The sequence below is a fragment of the Anaerococcus vaginalis ATCC 51170 genome, from assembly GCF_000163295.1.
In the GTDB taxonomy this organism is placed as follows: Bacteria; Bacillota; Clostridia; order Tissierellales; family Peptoniphilaceae; genus Anaerococcus; species Anaerococcus vaginalis.
The window spans coordinates 290,216-312,668 of the sequence record NZ_GG700527.1 but is presented as its reverse complement, the minus strand read 5'-3'; the positions used below and the strand labels follow the sequence as shown (position 1 = coordinate 312,668).

Below are 22,453 nucleotides of genomic sequence, written 5' to 3'. Positions count from 1 at the left end.
TTAAATATATGATATAATCATGATATGAAAACTGTATTAATAACGGGCGCATCAAGGGGAATTGGTGCTGCCATTGCAAAAAAATTAAATAAATCCTACAATTTAATCTTAACTTATAAGGAAAATAAGGAAAAAGCTTTAAATTTATTAGAAGATTTGAGAAAAGAAAATCCAAATGTAATTGCTGTAAAATGTGATGTTAAAAATGAAGATGAAATAAATAGTTTATTTGATCTTTCTGAGAAAAATTTTTCTCATGTTGATATTTTAATAAATAATGCAGGCATTTCTTATTTTGGTTTAATTCAAGATATGACTTTGTCCGATTGGAATGAAATTTTAAGGACAAATTTATCCTCAATTTTTCTAACTTCAAAAAGAGCAATTCCAAATATGGTTAGTCAAAAATCTGGAGTTATTATAAATATTTCATCAATTTGGGGAAGTTTGGGAGCAAGTTTTGAAGTTGCTTATTCTGCAAGTAAGGGCGGAGTAAATTCTTTTACAAAGGCTCTTTCAAAAGAACTTTTGCCATCAAATATTAGGGTAAATGCGATTGCACCAGGAATTGTAGATACCGATATGACAAAATTTGATTTGTCTAAAGATGATAAAAAATCTTTGAAAGAAGATTTAATAGAAAAAAGATTTGCAAAATCCGAAGAAATTGCAAATCTCGTTGAATTTTTAATATCTGACAAAGGCTCTTATATTACAGGATCCATTTTTGATATTAATGGTGGTTTTTATTAACTTGTTCAAATTCTTTAAAATTGTACCAATAAATATAAGATGATATAACTTTTTTTCCAAGAGCTTCTTCTATGGAGTCCTTGTAAATTTCAAGTTGCTTATCATAAAATCCTTCCCTTTTTATTGAATCTGTTTTAAAATCCATAAGTACAACTTCATTTTGGGATTCAAACATTATATCAATCTGACCATTTACATAAAAATCATCAATTTTTCTAAGAAATGATTCTTCCTTTCGAATTTTTGGTGATTTTTTCATTAAATCTTGGATGATTTTTGAATTAAAAAATCCTAAAATATTTTCAAAATTTATATATGGGAGATATTCTTTTTTTATTTTTCCTAAATCGACTAATTTATTTATTTCTTTTTCTAATGAATTTAAATCATAGGATTTCACTTCTAATTCTTGGAAAATTTTGTGGATTAAAGTTCCCTTATCAGTTGCTGATAATTTTATTTCTTCAAAATTTGGTTTTCTAAATTCATAAAAAGCTTCATTTTCTTCAAAAGGAGATTTTTCGTAGCCATCTTTTGATAAATCATAATTTTTTGCAATTTCTGTTACAGATTTTTTCAAAGATTTATTTATATTTTCCTTATTTTTGTAAGAAAAATTAAAAACTTCTTCTATATCTTTATAAATTTTTTGATTATACTCATCTGCCCCAATAAGTTTTTCAACATCTGTATAATCTTTTTTATAATCTTCTATGAAATCTTCAATATATTTTATTTCCAAAAATCCTTTATTAAAAGCATCTGTCTTATAATCTATATCGATAAAATCACTCATTATTTTATCATCGCACAAAATTTTTAAAATCCAATCCATATAAGATGATAAATCCAAAACTGAGTTTGCATTTAAAATTTTTTCAAGTCCTTTTTGATTTAAATCTTTTTTTCCAATTATAGAAATTTTTCTTTCAGCACGAGTTAGCGCAACATATAAAACTCTCATTTCTTCTTTTTTATCATTAAGGTTAGATTTTTCTAAAATCAAATCTCTTTTTATAGACGAAATTTTTATTTTATTTTCCCAATCGGCAATATTAATTCCAATTCCCAAATCCTTATCTAAAACCATATCTTTTGAATTGTCGCGAGTATTAAACCTTTTAGAAAAATCTGGTAAAATTACAGCCTTAAATTCAAGACCTTTTGACTTGTGAATTGTCATAATTCTCACTAAATTTTCATCGTCGGATAAATTTCTTGAAGCTTTTAAATTATCTTTTTTTTGATTTTTCAAATTATCAATGTAAGCTAAAAATCCAAATAAAGAATTTTCATTATTTTTGTCATAATCATCCATCAATTCAATAAAAGCCTCAATGTTTTTTACTCTTTCTTCTCCCCTGTCTCTTGCTTTCAAAAAATCATAAAAACCAGATTTTTCAAAAATAATATTTGCAAAATCATACATGGTAGAAAAATTTAAAATATAAGAAAAATCTGTAAAAATCGTATTAAAATCAGAAATTTTTTGAGAAAGATTATTTTCATTTTCTTTCTCATATTCCTTAAATTTTTTGTAAAAATGAGATTTTTCAGATGATAAACTAATTTCTGCCAAATCATCTTCAGAAAAATTAAATATTTCACTCCTAAGAACTGAAAGAAGGCTAATGTCATCGTTTGGATTAGCTATATATTTTAAAATATTTATGAAAAATTCTACTTCAACTGTTTCAAATGAAATTTTTGAAATATCAGATGAAAATGGAATTCCAGCTCTTTTTAATTCATTTTCAAATAAATATGCTTTTGATGATGATCTAAGTAAAATTGCAATATCCTTATATTCCAAACCCGAATTTATTAAATTATTTATTTCTTTTGTCAAATAAGCCTCTTCACTTACATTTTTTGCAAGAGCCTTAATTGAAACTTTTGGATATTTTTCATCAAATTCAAAATGATAATTTAATCTGTGATTGTCGTCTTTGTAAGCTATGTCAGAATTTTTTCTTGTCATAAGCCTATCAAAAATATAATTATTAAAATCAATCAAGTCCTTATCGGTTCTAAAATTTTTGGACAAATTAATTCTTAGGCAATTTGAATCTGTGTCATAACCTTCAAGCTTTTTTAAAAATAATTCTGGCCTTGCATTTCTAAAACCATAAATTGATTGTTTTACATCTCCTACAAAAAATAAATTATTTTCATTTTTTAATTTTTCTACTATATAATTTTGAATGTCGTTTGAGTCTTGATATTCATCAAAGAAAATATATTTAAATTGCTTTTTTAATTTGCTTTGTAATTTCTCATTGTCCAATAATTTAATAAATTCATGTTCCATATCAGAAAAATCCAAATAATTTTCTTCTCTTTTTTTATTTGTATAAATTTTTTCAAAAGAAAACACAAGATTTTTTAATTCATTTAAAATTTTATCTTCTAAAGGATTAAAAAATCCCCTAGTAATAGAATCTGTATTTTTTACAAAATCTTTTACAATATTAAATTCGTCTTTGTAGGCATTTTTCTTTGCTTTTACATAGGCATTTTCGTTTGGATCATCTAATTTTTTTGAAATTGTAACCATATTAGCTAATCCATTTTCAAAAATTTCTATGACCTCATCCCAAGTTTTTTCTTCTATGGAATTTTTTATTTTTTCTAAATAGGATAAATCTTTTTCAATCATTATAAAATACTTATCCCTCATAGATTTTTCTTTTATATAATCTTCCAAATCTCTTGCATTTAAAATAATTGTTTCGATTCTTTCTTTTATATAAAATTTAAATTTTTCAAAATCAAAATTATTATTTGTATTATCACAAAGCCATTGGTGTGGATTTATTTGACTTTTTGAAAAATCATATAAGTCCAAAATTATATTTTTTGCATCCTTATCGTCTTTTGATGAAGCAAAATTATGCAAAAAATTTATAAAATTCGAATCATTTTTTTCGTATTCATCTTCAAAAAGCTCATCAATAGCATCTTTTCTCAAAAGTGCTTGTTTAGAATCAGCAGCAATTTTAAAAGAAGGAGAAAGATTATCAGACAAATAAAAATTTTCCCTTAGCATATCTGCACAAAATGAATGGAGGGTTTTTATAAAAGCATCATTTATAGATTTGATTTGATTTTTTATGAAAATTTTGTCAGAGTTTCCCTCTTTCATAAGCTCATTTAATTTTTGTCTTATCCTATCTTTCATTTCAACAGATGCCTTGTTTGTGAAAGTTACGATAATCATATTTTTTATGGGAATTTTTTCTTCAAGCATAATTGAAACAAGCCTATCAACCAAAACTCTAGTTTTTCCACTTCCTGCCGCAGCAGAAACAATAATATTTTTTCCTCTTGTTTCTATTGCCTTTTTTTGATCATCAGTTGGCTTAAATTTACTCATCTGATTGCTCCTTTTTAATATCATTTATGGAAATATTTTTATTTATATCATGAAATTTATCCTGATCTCTTGTGTAATCAAATTTGCAAATTGATTTATAAGGACAATTTATGCATTCATAAGAATTTTGATTTATTCTAAGTGGATTTAATTTAATATTTCCATTCTTAATTTCACTTATATAAGAAGAAATTAATTTTTTAATAAATTTTTCAACTATTTTTTCTTCTTCAAGAGAAAAAATATTATCCTTACTTCTTGTGATTTTAAAAATATCAGATTTTTTGCCGTCAAAATTCTTATCCAAAAGATTTAAAATTTCCTCATCAATTTTTATAATAAGTCCATTCATTTTTGTTTTGTCATCATAAATTTTTTTAATCTCATCCTTATCATAATTTTTTTCAAGTTTTTTAACCTCATCTTTTAAAGGAAAATAAAAACTTGCAACTGGAAATAAATTTTCAGATTTTTTTTCTTTTGCAGCCAACATATATACAAATAATTGAAGGTCTAAGCCATTTAATAGATTATAAATTTTGATTTCTTTTGAGCCCGTTTTGTAATCAATAATTCTTAGTAAATTATCGCACTTATCAATCCTATCAATTCGTCCTTCAAGATAGTTTTTATCATCCACATAAACTTCTGGATATTTCCCGCCCTTTCCATATTTTTCTTCTACACTATCAATTTTAAAATTTCCTTCTTTGATTTGGTTGATTATTTTTTTAGATGATTTTTGAGTTGACTCATAAATATTTGATAAAATAAATTTATTTTTATTATCATTTGCCCTTCCCAAATCAAGAGAGTTTTCTATTGCTTTTTGGAAACTTTCTTTTACAAGATTTTCTAATTTTTCATCATCAACTTCTTTAAGATCCATATCAATCAATTTCTTTGAAATATTTTCCATATTATAGTGAACAATATTTCCAATTTCTAAATTATCAACATCCAAATTTTTATTTTCTTTTGCCCTAAGCCCATAATTTATGAAATATTTGTAAGGACATTTTGCATAAGTTTCAATTTCTGAAACTGAAAATTTGTTTTTATCATAAAGTTTTTTTGAAATTTCAGGAGTCAATAAATTTTTATCATTTGAATAAGTAAAGCCTTTCAAAAACAAATCATAAGAAGAATTTTTTGAATAATTGTAATTTTCTATATTATCTTTTTTAAATTTAAGATATGATTTTACAAATTCCTTTTCTGATTTTTTTGTATCTTCTTTGTTTTTAATATTCCATAAAATTTGAAATGCCTTTAAGTCCAAAAGATCTGTGGAATATTTTATAAAATCAAATTTACTTTGGGCGATTTTTTTGTAAGAAATATTTGGAAAAATATTTATAATATCTGAAATACTTGTTGCCCTATTCATTGGGTCGTTTTCTTTATTTATTAAAGAATATGAAAAAATAATTTTTTGCGATGATGTAAACATCCTAAGTAAATTTAAAATAATTTTATCATCCTTTTTTTCTTTGTAAATTTTAAGGTCAATCCCCTCATTTTCCAAAGCAGTCTTTTCATTTTCAGATATTAACATCTCACTATTGTTATTTCCTGGAAAATAAATATCTGTCATTCCAACAAAAATTTTTATTTTTCTATCATTTATCCTATCTCTTGAAAAATCTCCAACTAAGACTTGATCGATTGCAGGAGGAATTATGCCAATTGATGTTGCCTTACAAGAATTTTCTATTAATTTGTAAATTTTTTTAAGCTTTGTAGGACTGTCACTCAAAATTGTTGCTATTTGTTCTAAATTCGTCAAAAATTTATCCCAAACTTGTTTGTTTTCTTCAAAAATTTCAAGCCTATTTTCCCTTATATTTTCTTGATAATGATTAAAACCTGATTTTATTATTTTTTTATCAAAACTCTTATAAATTTCTTTTACAAGATCATTTGCCTTAATCTTTTCATTTCTAATTTTATATAGGTCATACAATAAGTCGAATAAAATTTTCCTTATTGAATTTACATTTTTAAGCTCATCTTCTTTTTCTTTTTTTAATTTCTCATCATTTTCATAAAATTTTTCATCTAAAACAAAATACTTATCATCAAAAATCATCGCCCCTTTGATTTTTCTATTTTCAATATAATTTTGAAAATCTAAAATCCTTTCGTATGCATTTTCTCCAAAATCAATTACATTTGATCTTATAAAAGCCTCAAGATCTGTTTTTCTAAAATTAAAAACAACAAGTCTAATCATAGAAAGCCATGTTTTTAATATATGATTGTCGGATAATTTTTTTGTTTTATCTACAAAAATAGGAATCTCGCTCCTTGCAAAAATTCTTTTTACAAGATTTTCATACTCATCGCTATTTGCTAAAACCAAAGAAATTTCAGAATATCTATGACCTTCTCTAATCAATTTTTCTATAATTAGGCTACTATTTTCAATTTCATTTGTTGAAGAAATTGATTCAACAAGATTTATATTTTCAGTTTTTTCTTGATAAATTTGGGGATTATATTTTTCAAAATTTTCATAGAGGTGCTTAATATCCAAAAGCTCATTTTCTTTTTCTAAATTTATAATTTTGATTTTGTCTATATTTTTTAAGCTTTCGACAAAGCGAATTGCTTGATCAAATATATCCATATCGCCTGCTATATTATTTTCATAATATTTCCAATCAAGGCAAATTGAAATCGTAACTTTTGCTCCGATTTTTATTAACTCTTTTATAAAATCTATTTTAAGATCAGACAAAAAATCAAATTTATCAAAATAAAAATTAACATTTTTAAAAAAATCGCAATATTTAATATTATCTTTTATAATTTCAAGCTCATCTTCTTTGTCAATATAAGAATTTTCAAGCTTTTTTATATAAGAATCATAAATCAATTTGATTTCTTCAAATTTTAATTTTGTCATTGGATCTAAATTTTCATTTTTATTAATTTTTCCAAAAAATTCATCATCAAAATAATATTCCTTAATATTTGAGAAAAAATCAGAAAGATTATTTACAAAATCTATATCAAATGATTTGTTTGAAAAAAGTTTTAATTTATTATCTATTTCATCAAGTACGCTTGTAAGTAAAATTGCCTTAGAAACTTGATTTAAATTTTCATTTTTTTTAAGACTTAGCCTTTGAGAAATATATGAAATTAAAGATGAAAATGATAAAACTTTTGCATCCATAACCGACTTATATTTTATTGAATCAATAAAATCCATATCACTTTCAAGTGTATATTGTTCTGGAACTATAAGAAATGCTTTTTCTTTTTTATCCAAATTTTTTTCAATGTCTTTGTAAATATAAAATGAATTTTCTTTAGGAAATTTGCTCATAATTATTTTTATCATACAACCACCTTCAAACTTGACCCTTCTGTTTTTGAATATGAAACTTCAATTTTTGCATCAATAGCATCTTTTAATTCCTTTACATGAGAAATTAAACCAATAAATTTATTATCATAGGATAATTTTTCAATTGTTCTTATTGCTTTTTCCAAATAATCATCTGATAAAGTTCCAAAACCTTCATCAATAAAAAGCGTGTCGATTTTTATTCCACCATTTTCCATACTTATTTCATCAGAAAGTCCAAGAGCCAAAGCAAGTGATGCAATAAAACTTTCTCCACCAGAAAGAGAAGCCTCGCTCCTTATCTTTCCCGTATTTGCATCCAAAATTTCTATATCAAGTCCATAATTTTTTCTCTTATCATTAGTTTGTTTTTTTCTAATCATTGTAAATTGACCATCGGTCATTTCTTTAAGCCTTATATTTGCAAGAGATAATATTTTTCTAAAATAATGAGAAAGAACAAAAGTTTCAAAATTTAATTTTTCCCTTCCAGAAACATTTGACAAAGAACCATCAGCAATTTTTGAAAGTTTATATAAAATCCCATCCTCATTTTTTAATTTATTGAAGTTTTTTTCTATCGAATAAATTTCATTTTCGCTATCTTTTAATCTTGTTTCATTTAATTTTAGAGAAAAAACAGCATCATTTGTTTCTTCCAAAATATTTTTTAAATTTTCAATTTTTTCTTTTATTTTATCCGTTTCAAATTTTTCTTTGTTTGCGTAATCTTTAAGACTTGATAATCTTATAGAAATATTGTTTAAGTTTTCAAAATATTTTTGAATTTCTTCTTTTCTATCAATTAAGTCCTTGGATTTTTCTAAGTATTTCAAAAATTCATCTATACACTTAAAATTTTCCCTAATCTTATTTTCAAAAATATTTTCAGCCTTTAAAATTTTTTCCTGATTTATTTTTATATAAGAGCTAAGTGATTCAACCTTTGAATTTGATGAAGATTTTTCCTTTTCTAATTTTTTTATTTTCTCATCAATTTTTTTAATTCTTCCTTCTTCATTTTCGACAAATTTTTTGTCAAAATTTACATTTTCAATAACTTTTTTTTCATCAAAATCATCAAGCTCTTCTTTTTTTATTTTAAATTTATTTTCAAGCTCTTCTATATTATTCAAATTACCTAAATTTTCTAACTTATTCTCTAAATCTCCAATTATTTTTTCAAGCTCAAAAGCTTCATTTTCCAAAGCTTTTTTGTTTTTTATTTCTTCTTCGTATTCTTCCCTAACTTTTTCATAAGATTTTTTCAAGTTTTCATGTTCATTTTTATAATTTTGAAGATTTTTTTCAACATCTTCCGCCTTTTCCATATTAAAATCTATTGATTTTTCCAAATCTGAAATTTTATCTTTAGAAAGATTAATTTTTAATTCCAAATCAAAATAATCTTTCTTAATTTTTTCTATATCAAGGTCAAAAGATTCTAAAAACTCAATTTCTCCCTTATAAATCCTTCCACAAATCGGACAAATTCCTTTTTCTTTTAAATCTTTCCTAAATTCATTTATTTGTATAGATTTTTTGTTCTCTTTTGCCCTATCTAATAAGATTTTTGCCTTTTCATAAGCTTTATTTGCCTTATCAAATTGAATTTTTTCATCATTTAAATTTTTAATTTTTTCATCATTAATTATCGCTTTTTCATAAAAATTTTGAATTTCAAAAACTTTTTGATATGCATTGTGGCTTTTCTTTGTAATTTTTTCAAGATTTCTAGAAAAATCTAGCAATTCATCTGATTTTTTTCTTATTTTTTCATTTATTTTTTCTTTTTCTTTTAAATTATTTTCTATGGATTTTTTATAATTTTTCCCATCTTCAAATGCTTTTTTATTTTTATCTAATTCATCTTTAATCTTTTGTAAATTTTCAAATTTATTTAAAATTTCGAGATTTTTTACTATATTTTCTTTCTTTTTGTCGATAATTTTTAAAAGCTCATCCTTATTTCCAAGATAAGTTTTATTTTCTTCCAGTTCTTTTTCAATAAAATTCGAATTTTCATTTTCAAAATCTAATTTTGTTTTTAAATCTTTTTGGCTTTTATTTAAATCAAGAAAAGATTCGTAATATGGTTTTATTGCTATAGATTTTTCTGCGTAAACCAAATCTTTCTTTAAATTTTTATAAAAAGATTCATCTTCTAAAAGTTTTTCTTTTTCTTTAAATAAATTTTTGTAATTTTCTATTTGTTCATTTTCTTTTTCATAGAAATTTAGCTTGGAATTTTCATTTTCTAGATTTTTATTTAAAGATAATTTCTCATCATTTTTTATTTGAATATTTTTTTCACTTTCTAAAAGCAAATCTTCTATAATATCTATTATTTTTTGAAAATCTTTAAGCTTTATTAACTCATCATCAACTTTATCGCCTAAGAGTTCATTTTTTACAATTTCATTTTCCAAGCTATTAGAAATCATATCCAAATTTCTCTTTGAATTTTTGCTTGCTTCTTTCAGTTTTTCTTCTATTTCCTTGTAAAGATAAGACGAAAAAATTTTTGACAAAAGCTCAGCTTTTTCATCTGAATTTGATTTTAAAAATTTTGAAAATTCTCCTTGCGCAAGAATCATAACCCTATTTAATTGATTATAATCAAGTCCAATTACTTCAATTATTTTTTTGTCTGTTTTTTGTGGTCCATCAGATATTAGAATTTCATTTTTATTTTCGATTTTATAAAATTCTACGCTGTGAGAAACATTGACATTGACCCTTGTTTTTTTTGCTTTTTGATTTGGAATTCTTTTTATCCTATAATTTTTTCCATCAATTTCAAAATAAAAATCTACATAAGTTATAGGATCATCTGAACCTAGAAAATCACTTCTAATATCTTTCGAATTAAATCCTTCTCTTTGAATTTCTCCAAAAAGTGCAAAGCTTATAGCATCAAAAATTGTAGTTTTTCCACTTCCAGTATCTCCTGAAATTATGAAAATTTTAGAATCATATATTTTTGTAAAATCTATAAAAGTTTTATTTTTGTAGGTCATAAATCCATACATTTCAAGTTTTACTGGCTTCATTGTATCACCTTTTTAAGTATTTCTTTTTCTAAATCTGTCATTTTTTCATTCATCTTAAACTTATAAAATTCTTCAAATATTTCCAAGCTTGATAATTCTTCAAAATCAATATCAATATCCTCATCCTTTTCAATATTTATTGATTTTTCGTACTTTATTGAAACTGCATGAGGAAATTTCATTTTTAATTTTGCCATTGGAGAATCTATTGGCTTATCATCTTTTAAAGTAAATTCTATATAAGCATTTGAATTTTTCATTTTTAAAATATTTTCAAAATAATCACAAATTTTTTCAAAATCATTTAAAGGTTTAATTTCAATTTCTTTTATTGAAATTTTTTCTTTCAAATCTATAAGTGTAAGTGATTTTTTTTGATTTATTTCAGAAAATGAATATTTCATAAAAGTCCCACAATACCTAATTTTTTCATCAAGAACAAAGTGTTTTCTGTGAAGATGACCTAAAGCTACATAATCAAATTTTTTAAATAAGTGGGCATCCATAGCGTCATTTCCACCAATTGTAAGAGGTTTTTCTCCTTCTATTTTTTCATCTTCATACGGCTTTTCATTTGCATAACAATGACTTATCAAAACATTTCTATCCTTATAATCTATATTTTTTAATAAAACTTTATAAAGGTCAGTAAAATTTTCTATATTTGAATCAATTTCATTTTTTGCCCTTGCAAGGGAAATATAAGGAATCGGATAAAAATTAACCTTTCCATACTCATCATCAAAAGAAATTTTTTCATCAAAAGAATTTCCATAGATATAATAAGAATTTTTTTCAAAAAAACTTTTAGAAATTTCAAGCCTTTTTCCCGAATCGTGATTTCCAGAAATTGCCATAATTTTTTTCTTCAAATTAAAAATAATTTCATCCACAAAATCAGAATAGACTTTCATGGCTTCATTATTTGGTATAGCTGTATCAAAAATATCTCCTGCAATCAAAACAATATCTACTTTTTCATCTTCAATAATTTTTAAAATTTGTTCAAGACAAAATTTTTGATCTTCCAGTAAAGAGTATGAGCCAATTGATTTTCCTATATGAAGATCTGATAAATGTAATAATTTCATTTATTTTCCCTCACAAAAACATACTCATCTTTTGTTGAATTAATTGGATCATAAATATAATCACAAAGATTTATTTTTTTAATTTCTTCAATATCTGAAATTTTATTATTGATTAAATATTTTAACATTCTCCCACGCATTTGTTTTGTATATGAAACAATTGAACGGATTTTTCCATTTCTATTTTCTTTGAAAGTCAAGGTCAGAAATTTTTGATTTTTTTTCAAATATTTTTTTATGAGCTTAGCGTATTCAGCACTTGCCAAATTTATAATAAAATTTTCATTTTCAAAAGCTTTTTTGTAAATTTTGTCAGCCCAAAATCCATACATATCGACACCTTTTGAATCCATATAAAGTCTATAATCAGAAATTCCTGTAAAAGGCTTGCATAAACCGTAAAGAGCGGAAATAATATAAACATGATCATTCAAATAAGCTAAGTCATTAAAATCTTCTTTTTTAAATTGCTTAAAAACGAGTCCATCATAAGAAAAAATCGCTGGATTTTTTAAATTTTCGAAATCGAAATCCTTGTAATCATAATAAGCTTTTATAGCAAGATCATCATTGCAAAAAAACATATTTGCTAAATCATTTATTGAATATTTTTTTAAATTTTCAACTAATTCTTTTGTTTCGTCTTCAAACAAAAGCCCTTCTGTTTTTTCATTTTCAAAATGTTTAAACCTTTTTGCAGGCGAAATTATAATTTTCATATCAAACCTTTCTATTTTTCATTCTAAATTAATTATATCATAGAAAATTTCCACAAAAAAAAGACAGGCGAACCTATCTTTTTAAAATTTTTTGAATTATTATAGAAATTATCATTCCAAAAACTGCAATAACTACTATGGCACCACCTGGTTTTATTCCAAGATAAAAACTAGCACTAATTCCTGCCATCATATAAATAATTGCAATTATAATTGATTTTATAAAAGTTTCCTTATAAGATTTTGAAATCAAAAGCCCACTTGCAACTGGCAAAACCATAAGTGACGAAATCATTAAAGCTCCTACAGTTTTTGTAGAAATTGCCACTGTAATGGCTGTCAAAAATGTAAAAATGCTAGAAATTAATTTTGAATTAATTCCAGAAAGATTTGCCATCAAAGGGCTAATTGAATTATATAAAAGCGGATAATATAAATAAAGGCTAAAAAATAGAACAAGAATGAAAATTACACTTACAATAATTACATCCTCTCTTGTAACACTTGTGATTGAACCAAATAAAAATGATTCAAAACTTGTGCCACCCGGTGTGAAATCTGACAAAATTCCTGCAAGCCCAATTCCAAGACTCATAATGATAGCCGTTGCCATATCGCCAAAACTTTTAAATTTTTTCCTAATTATTTCAATTGCAAAACTTGCAACAATACAAATTATTATTGAAGTAAAAACAGGATTTATTCCAATAATTAAACCTAGAGCAACTCCAGAAAGAGCTGTGTGAGATAAGGCATCTCCAATCATTGAAGTTCTCCTGTTTACCATAACAATTCCAATCATAGGAATTATTATTGCAAGCATAAGCCCAACTAAAATTGCCCTTTGCATAAATTCATAACTAAGCATCAACGATCCTTCCATTTTTTATCCTTATTTCTCTTTTAGAAAATTCCCTAACAACATCCATTTCATGACTTATCATCAAAATTGAAATTTTGTGTTTATCATTTAAGTGAGCTAGAAGTTTAAGAAAGTCTCTTTTTGATTTTTCATCAACGCCAACAGTTGGCTCATCCAAAAGCAAAACCTCTGGATTATTTACCATTGCCCTTGCTATCATAACTTTTTGAGCCTGCCCTCCTGAAAGTTGATTGAAAGGAATATGCAAAAGATTTTCAATATTTAAAATTTCAAAAATATCACGAACCTTTTGATAGCATTTTTTGCTTGGTCTGTTAAAAATATTAAATTTCTTATACAAATTTAAAATTACAAATTCTTCTCCTGTTACTGGAAAGGCAAGTTTATTTGAATCATTTACTTGAGGTACATAGCCAATTTTTGAATATGCATTAAAATTTTCTATATTTGTCCCAAATAATTTAATCTCTCCCGAATTTTTTTTCAAATCCTTTAAAATTAATTTTATTAGAGTTGATTTGCCAGAGCCATTTTCTCCTTGAATAGTTAAAAAATCGCCCTTATTTAAATCAAAACTAACCTTATTTAATACTTCATCCTTGCCATAAGAAAAGACTACATCTTTAACTTCTATATCTTTCATTTATTTTAAACTACTTTCCATTATTTCAAAATTTTCTCTTATCAATTCTTGATAAGTTTTTTCATTTTTTAAATCATCATCACTTGCATATTCTATAGTATTTATAGCTTTTGCGTCAAGAGATAATTCATCTGCCAAAGTCTTTACATTTTTATCAGATCCGCCTTTTTCATAAAAAATTGCAGTAATTTTTTCTTTTTTTACATAATCAATCGCATTTTTCATAGTTTTTGCATCAGTTTCACTTGTTGAAGTTATTGATGTAAGCGGAACTTGAATTAAACCATAATCACGAGCAAGATAAGAAAATGCCTCGTGGTCTACTAAGAATTTTTTATTTTCTTTATTTTCTAATTTTTTTTCATATTCTTTATCAATTTCTTCAAGCTCTTTTTTTATTTTTTCAAAATTTCCCATATAATAATCTTTATTTTCAGGATCAATTTCTGAAAGTTTTTCTGCAATATTTTTTGCTTGAATTATTCCATTTTTTGGAGATAACCAAACGTGAGGATCATATGCTCCATGATGGTGGTGTTCTTCTCCATCTTCATGTTCGTGTTCGTGTTCTTCTTTTTCGCTATCTTCATCTTTTTCGTTATCTTCATGATTATCATTATCCTCTTTTTCATCTTCATCTAAAGATTCGTGATAATGAGGAGCGTCACAACAAGATTTAGGTCTATCTTCACGTTTTTTATCATGTTCTTTTTCATCTTCATGCGTATTTTCTATTAAATTAATTCCTTTAGAAGTATCAACAATTTCAACTTTTGAAGATTCTGATATTTTTTCTTGCCAAGATTCAAGCCCTGCTCCATTTAAAAATAAAACTTTTGCCTTTGACAAATCTGCCATATCTTTTGCAGATGGTTCAAAATCATGAACTTCTGTATTTAAATTTGTAAAAGATTTTACATTAAATTTATCTCCTGCAATTTGTTTTGTTAAATTATAAATTGGATAAAAAGAAGCATAAATTGTTTCTTTATCTTTATTTTCACTTTGACTTGTTTGATTTGAATTATTTGAATTTATATTTGATTTTTCATTATTTTTTGCACATCCTGTAACAAAAATTCCGAAAACCAAAATCATTGCTAAAATTTTCTTTTTCATTTTTCCTCCTTTTATTGCAAATCATTTGCAAAGAATATTATATAGCTGTTTCATTTTTTGTCAATATGGTAATATATTTATAGAGGTGAGATTGTGAAAGCAGAAGATTTACTAAAGCAAAATAAGATTCGTGTTACTGAAAAAAGAAAAATAATTTTAGAAAAGATAATTGAAAATGATGATCCAATTTCTGCAGAAGAAATTTTAGACAAATTAAAAGAAGAAAATATCAATATGGATCTTTCAACAATTTATAGAAATTTAAATACCTTGGAAGAGATAAATCTCCTTTTAAAAAATACAAATACAGATGGCATTTCTTATTTTCAATTAAATTCTAACAATCACAAACATTTTATAAGGTGTATTTCTTGTAATAAAAAATTTATAATAGAAAATTGCCCAATCCATGAAATTGAAGAAGAGATAGAAAAAGATACTGGCTTTGTAATTAAAGGACACAGTTTTGAATTTACAGGAATTTGCCCACAGTGTCAAAAAAAAATTAAATAAATAAAAAAGTTGATAAAGAAAATTCTTTACCAACTTTTTTTATTTTAAACTCTTTTATTAAATTTTTCTTTATTAAATGCATTTACAGAATTTGCAACTATAATTGTTCCCGATGCATCTCCTGTTGTGTTTATTGCTGTTCTTGCCATATCCAAAATTCTATCTATTCCCATTATCATAGCAATTCCTTCTACTGGAAGTCCAACTGATGACAAGACCATTGACAAAGTAACAAGTCCTACTGATGGAATTCCTGCTGTACCGACTGATGCAATCGTCGCTGTTAATATTACAGTTAAATAATCATTCAACGTTAAATCAATTCCATAAGCATTTGCAATAAATACTACAGCTACTCCTTGCATTATTGCAGTTCCATCCATATTTATTGTCGCTCCCAAAGGAATTGTAAATGAAGAAATTTTTTTATCAACTCCAATATCTTCTAGAGTTTGAATATTTAATGGAACTGTCGCATTTGATGATGCGGTTGAAAATGCAAAAGTCATAACTGGAAAATATTTTTTTAGAAAAGCAAATGGATTTACTCTTACAAAAATCGTTAAAAGCAGCATATAAACTATCAGAAGTTGGAAAGCAAGTCCCAAAATTACAGAAATCATATATGAAAGCATAGACAAAATTACATCGTAACCAAGATTTGAAAATGTTCTTGCTATTAAGAAAAATACTCCAATTGGTGCAAGTTTCATTACAGCCATTGTCATACTCATCATTAATTCATTCATTTCTGTAATTATATTTCCTAAAGTTTCCATCCTATCTTCCATTCCTGCAATCAAAAGTCCAACTATAACTGCAAAAATAATTATTTGAAGCATATCGCCTTTTGCCAAAGCTTCAATAGGATTTGTTGGAATCATATTTAAAAGCGTATCTTTCATTGAAGTTTTTTCTCCAGCATCCATATTAAATTCATTTGAACCCAATTTCATATTCATTCCTTTTCCAGGATTTATAATTGACGCTAAAGAAAGAGCAATAATTATTGCAAGGGCTGTTGTCAAAAGATAAAATAATACAATTCTTATTCCAACTTTTCCAAGAGTTTTTGTATCTCCCATATTTCTGCAGCCATCAGCGATTGAAAAAAATACCAATGGCACAACTAGCATTTGCATAGCTCTTATAAACATTTGACCTAATAAATAAAAAATTCCATCAATTATAATGTCATCTTTAATATGACCTTTTGGAACAAAATAATGCATTACAATTCCAAGAATCATTCCACAAATTAGGGCAATAAAAATTTTAGAAGTTAAGCCTAATTTTTTATTAGATTTAGCTTTCATAACCATACTCCCTTCTCAGGTAATCTTTTAAGGCATCTTCCCAAGTTGAAAAAGTATTTTTGTCCAAAAGATTTAAAAAATAATTATCTATTCCCCTAAAGGCTGGTTCAAAATCGATTCTATCAGAATCTCTAACTTCTTCTACCTTTGCATCAATTTTTGTTATATCAATAATTTTTTGAGCAAAAGCTCTAAAAGAACAAGTTCCCTCACATGAAGCATGATAAATTCCATAGGCATTAGTTCCCATTATTGAAATCAAAAATTTTGAAAGCTCATAGGCTGATGTTGGCGAACCATATCTTGATTTTGGCACTTTAACAATACCATTTTTTGCTTGTTCAATAATTGATTCAACCAAATTATTTTCTTTTGAATAAAGTCTTGATACCCTAACTATAAAATATCTATCAGCAAAATTTTTTACAAATTCTTCTCCCAAAAATTTACTTTTTCCATAAACTGTATTTGGATTTGCCTTATCAATTTCTTTGTATGGATGAATTGTTTGTCCATCAAAAACATCTGCTGTAGATAATTGTACAAGTTTTGCTCTAACCCTATTTGACGCAATAGCAATATTTTTTGCGCCCAAAGCATTTAACAAATATGCTTTATCAGGATCATTTTCGCATTTTAATCTATTGGTAATACCCGAACAATTGATAATTATTTTTGGTCTATTTCTATCTACAAACAAATTTACTTCTTCTTGTTTTGTAATATCAACTTCATCTTTGTCAGTTGCAATTATTTCAGCTTCCAAAGGATCTAAATATCTTACAAGAGTCGAGCCAAGTCTTCCATGAGCTCCTGTAATCCAAATTGTATTAATTCTCATAAATTTTCCTTTCTATATTTTTTTAAAAAAACAATTATATGTTTTATTATAACATATTGCAAATTATTTTTCATTTTTGCTTATTCTTTATCTTACATAAAAATTAATAAATAAATTAATCAAATAAAAAAAGCTAGTTAAACTAGCTAATTTAATCCAATATCTTTTCTATAATATTTATTTTCGTATTTTATTTTTTCGCAATCATTATAGGCGATTTTTCTTGCAAGTTCTAAAGTTTTTGCTTTTGCGTTTATTGTAAGAACTCTTCCGCCATTTGTTAAAATTTTTCCATTTTCTAATTTTGTTCCATTGTGAAAAATAGTTGAATTTTTTACATCTTCAAGTCCACTTATTTCTTTATTTTTTTCATATTTTAATGGATAACCATCTGAAACAAGAATTAATGATAGGGAATAATCATCTGACCATTTTATATCTTCTTTTTTTAGACTTTTATCAAGAGTTTTTTCTATAATTTCTACAAGGTCTGACTCAAGTCTTGGCATTAGGGTTTCTGTTTCCGGATCTCCAAATCTTACGTTAAATTCTAATATTTTTGGCACATCTTTATCAATCATAAATCCAATAAACAAAATTCCATTGTAAGAAAGTTTTGAATCATCCAGTCCTTTTTCAATTTGCTTTAAAATTATTTCTATATTTTCCCCTGTTTTTTGTGAAAATTTACTTGGAGAATATGTTCCAACTCCTCCAGTATTTGGACCCTTGTTTCCATCATAAATTTGCTTGTGGTCTTTGCAAGTTTCTAGCGGAAATAATTTATTGTTTGAAACCAAACACAAAAGTGATGCCTCTTCGCCTTTTAAAAATTCTTCGATTACAACAGTTTTTCCCTCATCTCCAAATATTTTTTTATTAAAAATATCGTCAAGAGTTTCTATAGCTTTTTTTTCGTCTTCGCAAATTATAACGCCTTTTCCAAGACAAAGCCCATCAGCTTTTATTACTAAGGGATATGAAAATTCCTTTAATGAATTTTTGGCATTGTCAAAATTTTCAAAAGATTTATATTTTGCTGTTGGTATCTTATATTTTTCTAGGAAATTTTTGGTAAATTTTTTTGATTTTTCAAATTTTGCACATTCTTTGTTTGGTCCAAAAATTTTAAGATTATTTTTTTCAAATTCATCTACAATTCCCATACACAAAGGATCTTCTGGCCCTACAATTGTAAGGTCGATTTTTTCTTTTTTAGAAAAATCCACCAAGGATTTTATATCTGTTGGTTCAATATTTATATTTTTGCAAAAAGAATTAGTGCCAGCATTTCCTTTTGCCATAAATATTTGGTCTACTTTTTTTGATTGTGAAATTTTCCAAGCAAGTGCGTGTTCTCTTCCACCATTTCCAATTATTAAAACTTTCATCAAAAACTCCTATTTTTTACAAAAACCTTATTATTTTTTATGTAAAATAAATCATCACAAAAATCTTTTACTGATTTTATCAAAATTTCGTGTTCTTTTTCCAAAACATTTTTTGCTATATCATCAATTGTATCTTCTTGGTCAATTTTTACAATTTCTTGATAAATTATTGGGCCATCATCTGCGTCTTTTGTAACAAAATGAGTTGTTGCTCCAGTAAATTTTACTCCTTTTTCATAGACTTTTTCATGAACCTTTCTTCCATAAAATCCCATCCCACAAAATGATGGTATAAGGGATGGGTGGATATTAATAATCTTTGCTTCAAATTCGTCAATTATTTTTTGAGGTAAAATTTTAAGATAGCCTGCAAGAACAACTAGATCGATTTTTTCTTTTATCAAGGTATCAAGCAAAATATCATTATCTTTGCAAACCAATGTTTTAATTGAGGCATTTTTTGCTCTTGTAAGTCCATAGGCATTTTCTTTATTTGAAATTACTACAGATATTTTTCCATTAATAATTTTATTTTGACAAGAATCAATTATAGCTTGAAGATTTGTTCCTGAGCCTGAGATCAAAACTGCAATTTTTTTAGAATTTGAGGTCGATTTTTTCATCATTTTCTATAACCTCTCCAAGATCTAATAATTCATTTTCATCAATTATTTCTTTAACTTTATCTATATCATTTTTATCAACTGCAAAAACAAGACCTACTCCCATGTTGAAAGTCTCGTACATATCTTTTTTATCAAGCTCTCCCCATTTTTCCAAAAGTGAAAATATTTTTGGAATAGGAATATTTCTCACATCAATTTTTGCACAAAGTCCATCTGGAATCATTCTTGGAATATTTTCATAAAATCCACCACCAGTAATATGACTTAGGCCATTTATTTCAATTTTTTCAAGAAGGGCTAAAATTTCTTTCACATAAATTTTGGTTGGTTTTAATAATTCTTCTCCAAGACTTGTATCAAGTCCTTCAATTTTTTCATCCAAAGATAATTTTTCTTTTTCTAAAACAATTTTTCTTACAAGAGAATATCCATTTGAATGAATTCCTGAAGATTTTAAACCAAAAATATGATCGCCTTTTTTAATTTTTTCTCCAGTAATTATTTTTTCTTTATCAACTATGCCAACACAAAATCCTGCAAGGTCATAGTCATTTTCCTTATAAAGACCTGGCATTTCTGCAGTTTCTCCGCCAATCAAAGAAGAATTAGCTTGAAGACAGCCGTCAGCTACTCCTTTTACAATTTTTTCCATTTTTTCTGGAACAAGTTTGCCACATGCTATATAATCTAGAAAAAATAATGGCTTTGCTCCTTGGCAAAGAATATCATTTACGCACATTGCCACGCAATCAATTCCAATTGTATCGTGCTTGTCCATCATTTGTGCAAGCATAACCTTAGTTCCAACTCCATCTGTCCCTGAAACCAAAACTGGATTTTTTATATTTAAATTTTCCAAACTAAATAGACCAGAAAATCCTCCAAGTTTGCTCAAAACATTTTCTGATTGAGTTTTTTCTACTAATTTTTTTATAAGTTCGACTTCTTTTTGACCGTTAGCTACATCAACTCCAGCGTCTTTATAATTTATTGGCATTTTATATCCTTTCTAAAGGGTTATATCCATTAAAACAATTTTCGTAATATGTTTTATTTCCACAAGCTTGTCTTAATCCTTCTAGGGAAATAAATCCCAAAGAATCTGCTCCTATAATTTTTCTAACTTCTTCTACACTTCTGTTGTTGCTAATTAAATGATCTTTGTCTGGCACATCAAAAGTAAAAGTTTCTTCTTTTATCACTTGAGGAGATGCAATCCTAATGTGGACTTCCTTTGCTCCTGATTCTCTCAAAATTTCTATTACTCTTTTTATAGTATTGCCTCTTACAATAGAATCATCCACAAGAACAACTCTTTTTCCTTCAATAAGATGTTTTATTGGATTTAATTTAATTCTTATTCCTTTTTTTCTCATTGAATTTGTTGGAAGAATAAATGTTCTATTTATATATCTATTTCTTACTATTGCTCTTTCGTATTTTATATTTGATGCACGCGAAAATCCAACAGCTGAAATCAATCCACTATCAGGACTTCCAACTACAATATCAGCATCAACAGGATGTTCTTTGTAAAGAATTTCTCCCATTTTAATTCTTGCATCATAGACGCTAACACCATTTATTGAAGAATCTGGTCTTGCAGTATAAACGAAATCAAAAATGCAAGGAGAATTAGAAAGCTCTTTGGCAAAATAGGATTCTTCTCCATTATCGTCAACTATATAAATTTCTCCTGGTTTTAATTCGTGACAAAGTTGTCCATCAATTGATTCAATCACACAAGATTCGCTTGCAACTATATAAGAATCTTCTTTTTTCCCAACACAAAGATTTTTAATTCCATAAGGATCTCTAATTGCAATCATCCTATTTCCATTTACGAGAATAATAGAATATGCTCCCTTTAAATTGTTTATAAATTCTATAATTTCATCTATATTATTCGAATTTAATTTATTTACAACATCTTCAGGACTTGTTTCATCAAGAAATTTTCCATCAATTGCAATCAAATTTTTGAAATTTGAATTTTTCGGATAAAATAACCATGGCATAGGCATAAGAGATTTATCATCTTCAGCAAATCTATATTTTACATAACCAAGACCAACATTTCCTGCAAGAGTTGAAATATTATCTAGGCTAATATTGTTGGCAATTTCTCCCTTACCTCTAATTTCTGATAATTTTTCATGAGCAAGAAGTGATATTCCCATTGACTCTTGGCCTCTATGTTGGATTGCATAAAGGCCAGAGTATAATTCGGGAAAAACATTTTTATATTTCTTTTTTGAAAATATTCCTACAATTCCACTCATTTATTTGCCTTATATTCATATTCAGAATTATCTATAGTTTCTTTCATTTTTATTCTCATATCCTTTAATTTTTCTCTTAAAGAATCATATTTTATTGCAAGAATTTCTGTAGCCAAAATTGCAGCATTTTCTCCCCCACCGATTGCAACAGTTGCAACAGGAACGCCACTTGGCATTTCTACTGTAGAAAGTAAAGCTTCAAGTCCACCAAGATGAGATGATTTTGCAGGAATTCCAATTACAGGTCTTGTTGTCAAAGCTGCAATTACTCCAGATAAATGAGCAGCCTTTCCAGCAATTCCAATATAAACTTCACTTTCATCTTCGCTTTCTTTTACATATTTTTCTAAACTTTTTAAAGCTCTGTGAGCAGAAATCACTTTAACTTCGTAATCAATTCCAAATTCCATTAATTTTGAAACAACCTTATCAGCAATTGGACTATCAGACAAAGAGCCCATAATTATAGAAACTTTCATATAAACTCCT

The 22,453-nt window shown here is 26.1% G+C and carries 17 protein-coding genes; 2 read left to right on the top strand and 15 right to left on the bottom strand.

Features of this window, described 5'->3' with window-relative positions:
* Nucleotides 1-24: 24 nt before the first annotated feature.
* Complete coding sequence (gene ymfI, locus HMPREF0078_RS01565; protein ID WP_004838324.1) at nucleotides 25-753, top strand: elongation factor P 5-aminopentanone reductase; 729 nt, start codon at nucleotides 25-27, stop codon at nucleotides 751-753.
* Here ymfI and addA read toward each other — a convergent pair.
* The 8 genes from addA to HMPREF0078_RS01525 form a co-directional block, all read right to left on the bottom strand.
* Nucleotides 734-4,129 carry a helicase-exonuclease AddAB subunit AddA gene (gene addA, locus HMPREF0078_RS01560; RefSeq protein ID WP_039920371.1) on the bottom strand — a complete coding sequence of 1,132 codons (3,396 nt, stop codon included), beginning with the start codon at nucleotides 4,127-4,129 and terminating at the stop codon, nucleotides 734-736. The genes ymfI and addA overlap by 20 nt on opposite strands.
* Complete coding sequence (locus tag HMPREF0078_RS01555) at nucleotides 4,122-7,481, bottom strand: PD-(D/E)XK nuclease family protein (protein ID WP_004838322.1); 3,360 nt, start codon at nucleotides 7,479-7,481, stop codon at nucleotides 4,122-4,124. The genes addA and HMPREF0078_RS01555 overlap by 8 nt, the downstream gene beginning before the upstream one ends.
* On the bottom strand, nucleotides 7,478-10,540 hold the full coding sequence (locus tag HMPREF0078_RS01550) for an AAA family ATPase (protein ID WP_004838320.1): 3,063 nt from the start codon (nucleotides 10,538-10,540) through the stop codon (nucleotides 7,478-7,480). The genes HMPREF0078_RS01555 and HMPREF0078_RS01550 overlap by 4 nt, the downstream gene beginning before the upstream one ends.
* Complete coding sequence (locus HMPREF0078_RS01545; RefSeq protein ID WP_004838318.1) at nucleotides 10,537-11,631, bottom strand: exonuclease SbcCD subunit D; 1,095 nt, start codon at nucleotides 11,629-11,631, stop codon at nucleotides 10,537-10,539. The genes HMPREF0078_RS01550 and HMPREF0078_RS01545 overlap by 4 nt, the downstream gene beginning before the upstream one ends.
* Nucleotides 11,628-12,350: a YaaA family protein gene (locus HMPREF0078_RS01540; RefSeq protein WP_004838317.1), complete on the bottom strand. Its 723-nt coding sequence runs from the start codon at nucleotides 12,348-12,350 to the stop codon at nucleotides 11,628-11,630. Before HMPREF0078_RS01540 ends, HMPREF0078_RS01545 begins: the two co-directional genes overlap by 4 nt.
* Before the next feature lie 73 nt (nucleotides 12,351-12,423).
* A complete protein-coding gene (locus HMPREF0078_RS01535; RefSeq protein WP_004838314.1) occupies nucleotides 12,424-13,218 on the bottom strand; it encodes a metal ABC transporter permease in 795 nt (264 codons plus the stop codon).
* Nucleotides 13,211-13,876 (bottom strand): metal ABC transporter ATP-binding protein, encoded by a 666-nt coding sequence (locus tag HMPREF0078_RS01530; protein WP_004838312.1) that lies wholly within the window; start codon nucleotides 13,874-13,876, stop codon nucleotides 13,211-13,213. Before HMPREF0078_RS01530 ends, HMPREF0078_RS01535 begins: the two co-directional genes overlap by 8 nt.
* On the bottom strand, nucleotides 13,877-14,995 hold the full coding sequence (locus HMPREF0078_RS01525; RefSeq protein ID WP_004838310.1) for a metal ABC transporter substrate-binding protein: 1,119 nt from the start codon (nucleotides 14,993-14,995) through the stop codon (nucleotides 13,877-13,879).
* 93 nt (nucleotides 14,996-15,088) lie between these two features.
* Between HMPREF0078_RS01525 and HMPREF0078_RS01520 the strand changes: the two genes are divergently transcribed.
* Nucleotides 15,089-15,508 carry a Fur family transcriptional regulator gene (locus HMPREF0078_RS01520; RefSeq protein WP_004838309.1) on the top strand — a complete coding sequence of 140 codons (420 nt, stop codon included), beginning with the start codon at nucleotides 15,089-15,091 and terminating at the stop codon, nucleotides 15,506-15,508.
* Nucleotides 15,509-15,552: 44 nt separating this feature from the next.
* Here the strand turns inward: HMPREF0078_RS01520 and HMPREF0078_RS01515 are convergent, their stop codons facing one another.
* From HMPREF0078_RS01515 to purE, 7 genes are all read right to left on the bottom strand, one after another.
* Nucleotides 15,553-16,824: a dicarboxylate/amino acid:cation symporter gene (locus tag HMPREF0078_RS01515; RefSeq protein WP_004838308.1), complete on the bottom strand. Its 1,272-nt coding sequence runs from the start codon at nucleotides 16,822-16,824 to the stop codon at nucleotides 15,553-15,555.
* On the bottom strand, nucleotides 16,814-17,665 hold the full coding sequence (locus tag HMPREF0078_RS01510; RefSeq protein ID WP_004838306.1) for an SDR family oxidoreductase: 852 nt from the start codon (nucleotides 17,663-17,665) through the stop codon (nucleotides 16,814-16,816). Before HMPREF0078_RS01510 ends, HMPREF0078_RS01515 begins: the two co-directional genes overlap by 11 nt.
* Nucleotides 17,666-17,811: 146 nt before the next feature.
* A complete protein-coding gene (gene purD / locus HMPREF0078_RS01505; protein ID WP_004838305.1) occupies nucleotides 17,812-19,056 on the bottom strand; it encodes a phosphoribosylamine--glycine ligase in 1,245 nt (414 codons plus the stop codon).
* A complete protein-coding gene (gene purN / locus HMPREF0078_RS01500) occupies nucleotides 19,056-19,682 on the bottom strand; it encodes a phosphoribosylglycinamide formyltransferase (protein ID WP_004838303.1) in 627 nt (208 codons plus the stop codon). Before purN ends, purD begins: the two co-directional genes overlap by 1 nt.
* Nucleotides 19,654-20,679, bottom strand: coding sequence for a phosphoribosylformylglycinamidine cyclo-ligase (gene purM, locus HMPREF0078_RS01495; RefSeq protein ID WP_004838302.1), 1,026 nt, complete (start codon nucleotides 20,677-20,679; stop codon nucleotides 19,654-19,656). The genes purN and purM overlap by 29 nt, the downstream gene beginning before the upstream one ends.
* 1 nt (nucleotide 20,680) lies before the next feature.
* Complete coding sequence (locus HMPREF0078_RS01490) at nucleotides 20,681-21,964, bottom strand: amidophosphoribosyltransferase (protein WP_004838300.1); 1,284 nt, start codon at nucleotides 21,962-21,964, stop codon at nucleotides 20,681-20,683.
* The gene (gene purE / locus HMPREF0078_RS01485; RefSeq protein WP_004838298.1) at nucleotides 21,961-22,443 is read right to left on the bottom strand and encodes a 5-(carboxyamino)imidazole ribonucleotide mutase; all 483 of its coding nucleotides are present in this window, start codon (nucleotides 22,441-22,443) and stop codon (nucleotides 21,961-21,963) included. Before purE ends, HMPREF0078_RS01490 begins: the two co-directional genes overlap by 4 nt.
* Between the last annotated feature and the right edge of the window lie 10 nt (nucleotides 22,444-22,453).

What these genes read in the sequence shown, in the direction of transcription:
- HMPREF0078_RS01555 (WP_004838322.1), bottom strand. Translation starts at nt 7,481, where the DNA reads ATGATAAAAATAATTATGAGCAAATTTCCTAAAGAAAATTCATTTTAT.
- HMPREF0078_RS01545 (WP_004838318.1), bottom strand. Translation starts at nt 11,631, where the DNA reads ATGAAATTATTACATTTATCAGATCTTCATATAGGAAAATCAATTGGC.
- purD (WP_004838305.1), bottom strand. Translation starts at nt 19,056, where the DNA reads ATGAAAGTTTTAATAATTGGAAATGGTGGAAGAGAACACGCACTTGCT.
- HMPREF0078_RS01515 (WP_004838308.1), bottom strand. Translation starts at nt 16,824, where the DNA reads ATGAAAGCTAAATCTAATAAAAAATTAGGCTTAACTTCTAAAATTTTT.
- HMPREF0078_RS01525 (WP_004838310.1), bottom strand. Translation starts at nt 14,995, where the DNA reads ATGAAAAAGAAAATTTTAGCAATGATTTTGGTTTTCGGAATTTTTGTT.
- HMPREF0078_RS01540 (WP_004838317.1), bottom strand. Translation starts at nt 12,350, where the DNA reads ATGAAAATTATAATTTCGCCTGCAAAAAGGTTTAAACATTTTGAAAAT.
- purN (WP_004838303.1), bottom strand. Translation starts at nt 19,682, where the DNA reads ATGATGAAAAAATCGACCTCAAATTCTAAAAAAATTGCAGTTTTGATC.
- HMPREF0078_RS01510 (WP_004838306.1), bottom strand. Translation starts at nt 17,665, where the DNA reads ATGAGAATTAATACAATTTGGATTACAGGAGCTCATGGAAGACTTGGC.
- purM (WP_004838302.1), bottom strand. Translation starts at nt 20,679, where the DNA reads ATGCCAATAAATTATAAAGACGCTGGAGTTGATGTAGCTAACGGTCAA.
- HMPREF0078_RS01530 (WP_004838312.1), bottom strand. Translation starts at nt 13,876, where the DNA reads ATGAAAGATATAGAAGTTAAAGATGTAGTCTTTTCTTATGGCAAGGAT.
- addA (WP_039920371.1), bottom strand. Translation starts at nt 4,129, where the DNA reads ATGAGTAAATTTAAGCCAACTGATGATCAAAAAAAGGCAATAGAAACA.
- HMPREF0078_RS01490 (WP_004838300.1), bottom strand. Translation starts at nt 21,964, where the DNA reads ATGAGTGGAATTGTAGGAATATTTTCAAAAAAGAAATATAAAAATGTT.
- purE (WP_004838298.1), bottom strand. Translation starts at nt 22,443, where the DNA reads ATGAAAGTTTCTATAATTATGGGCTCTTTGTCTGATAGTCCAATTGCT.
- HMPREF0078_RS01550 (WP_004838320.1), bottom strand. Translation starts at nt 10,540, where the DNA reads ATGAAGCCAGTAAAACTTGAAATGTATGGATTTATGACCTACAAAAAT.
- ymfI (WP_004838324.1), top strand. Translation starts at nt 25, where the DNA reads ATGAAAACTGTATTAATAACGGGCGCATCAAGGGGAATTGGTGCTGCC.
- HMPREF0078_RS01535 (WP_004838314.1), bottom strand. Translation starts at nt 13,218, where the DNA reads ATGCTTAGTTATGAATTTATGCAAAGGGCAATTTTAGTTGGGCTTATG.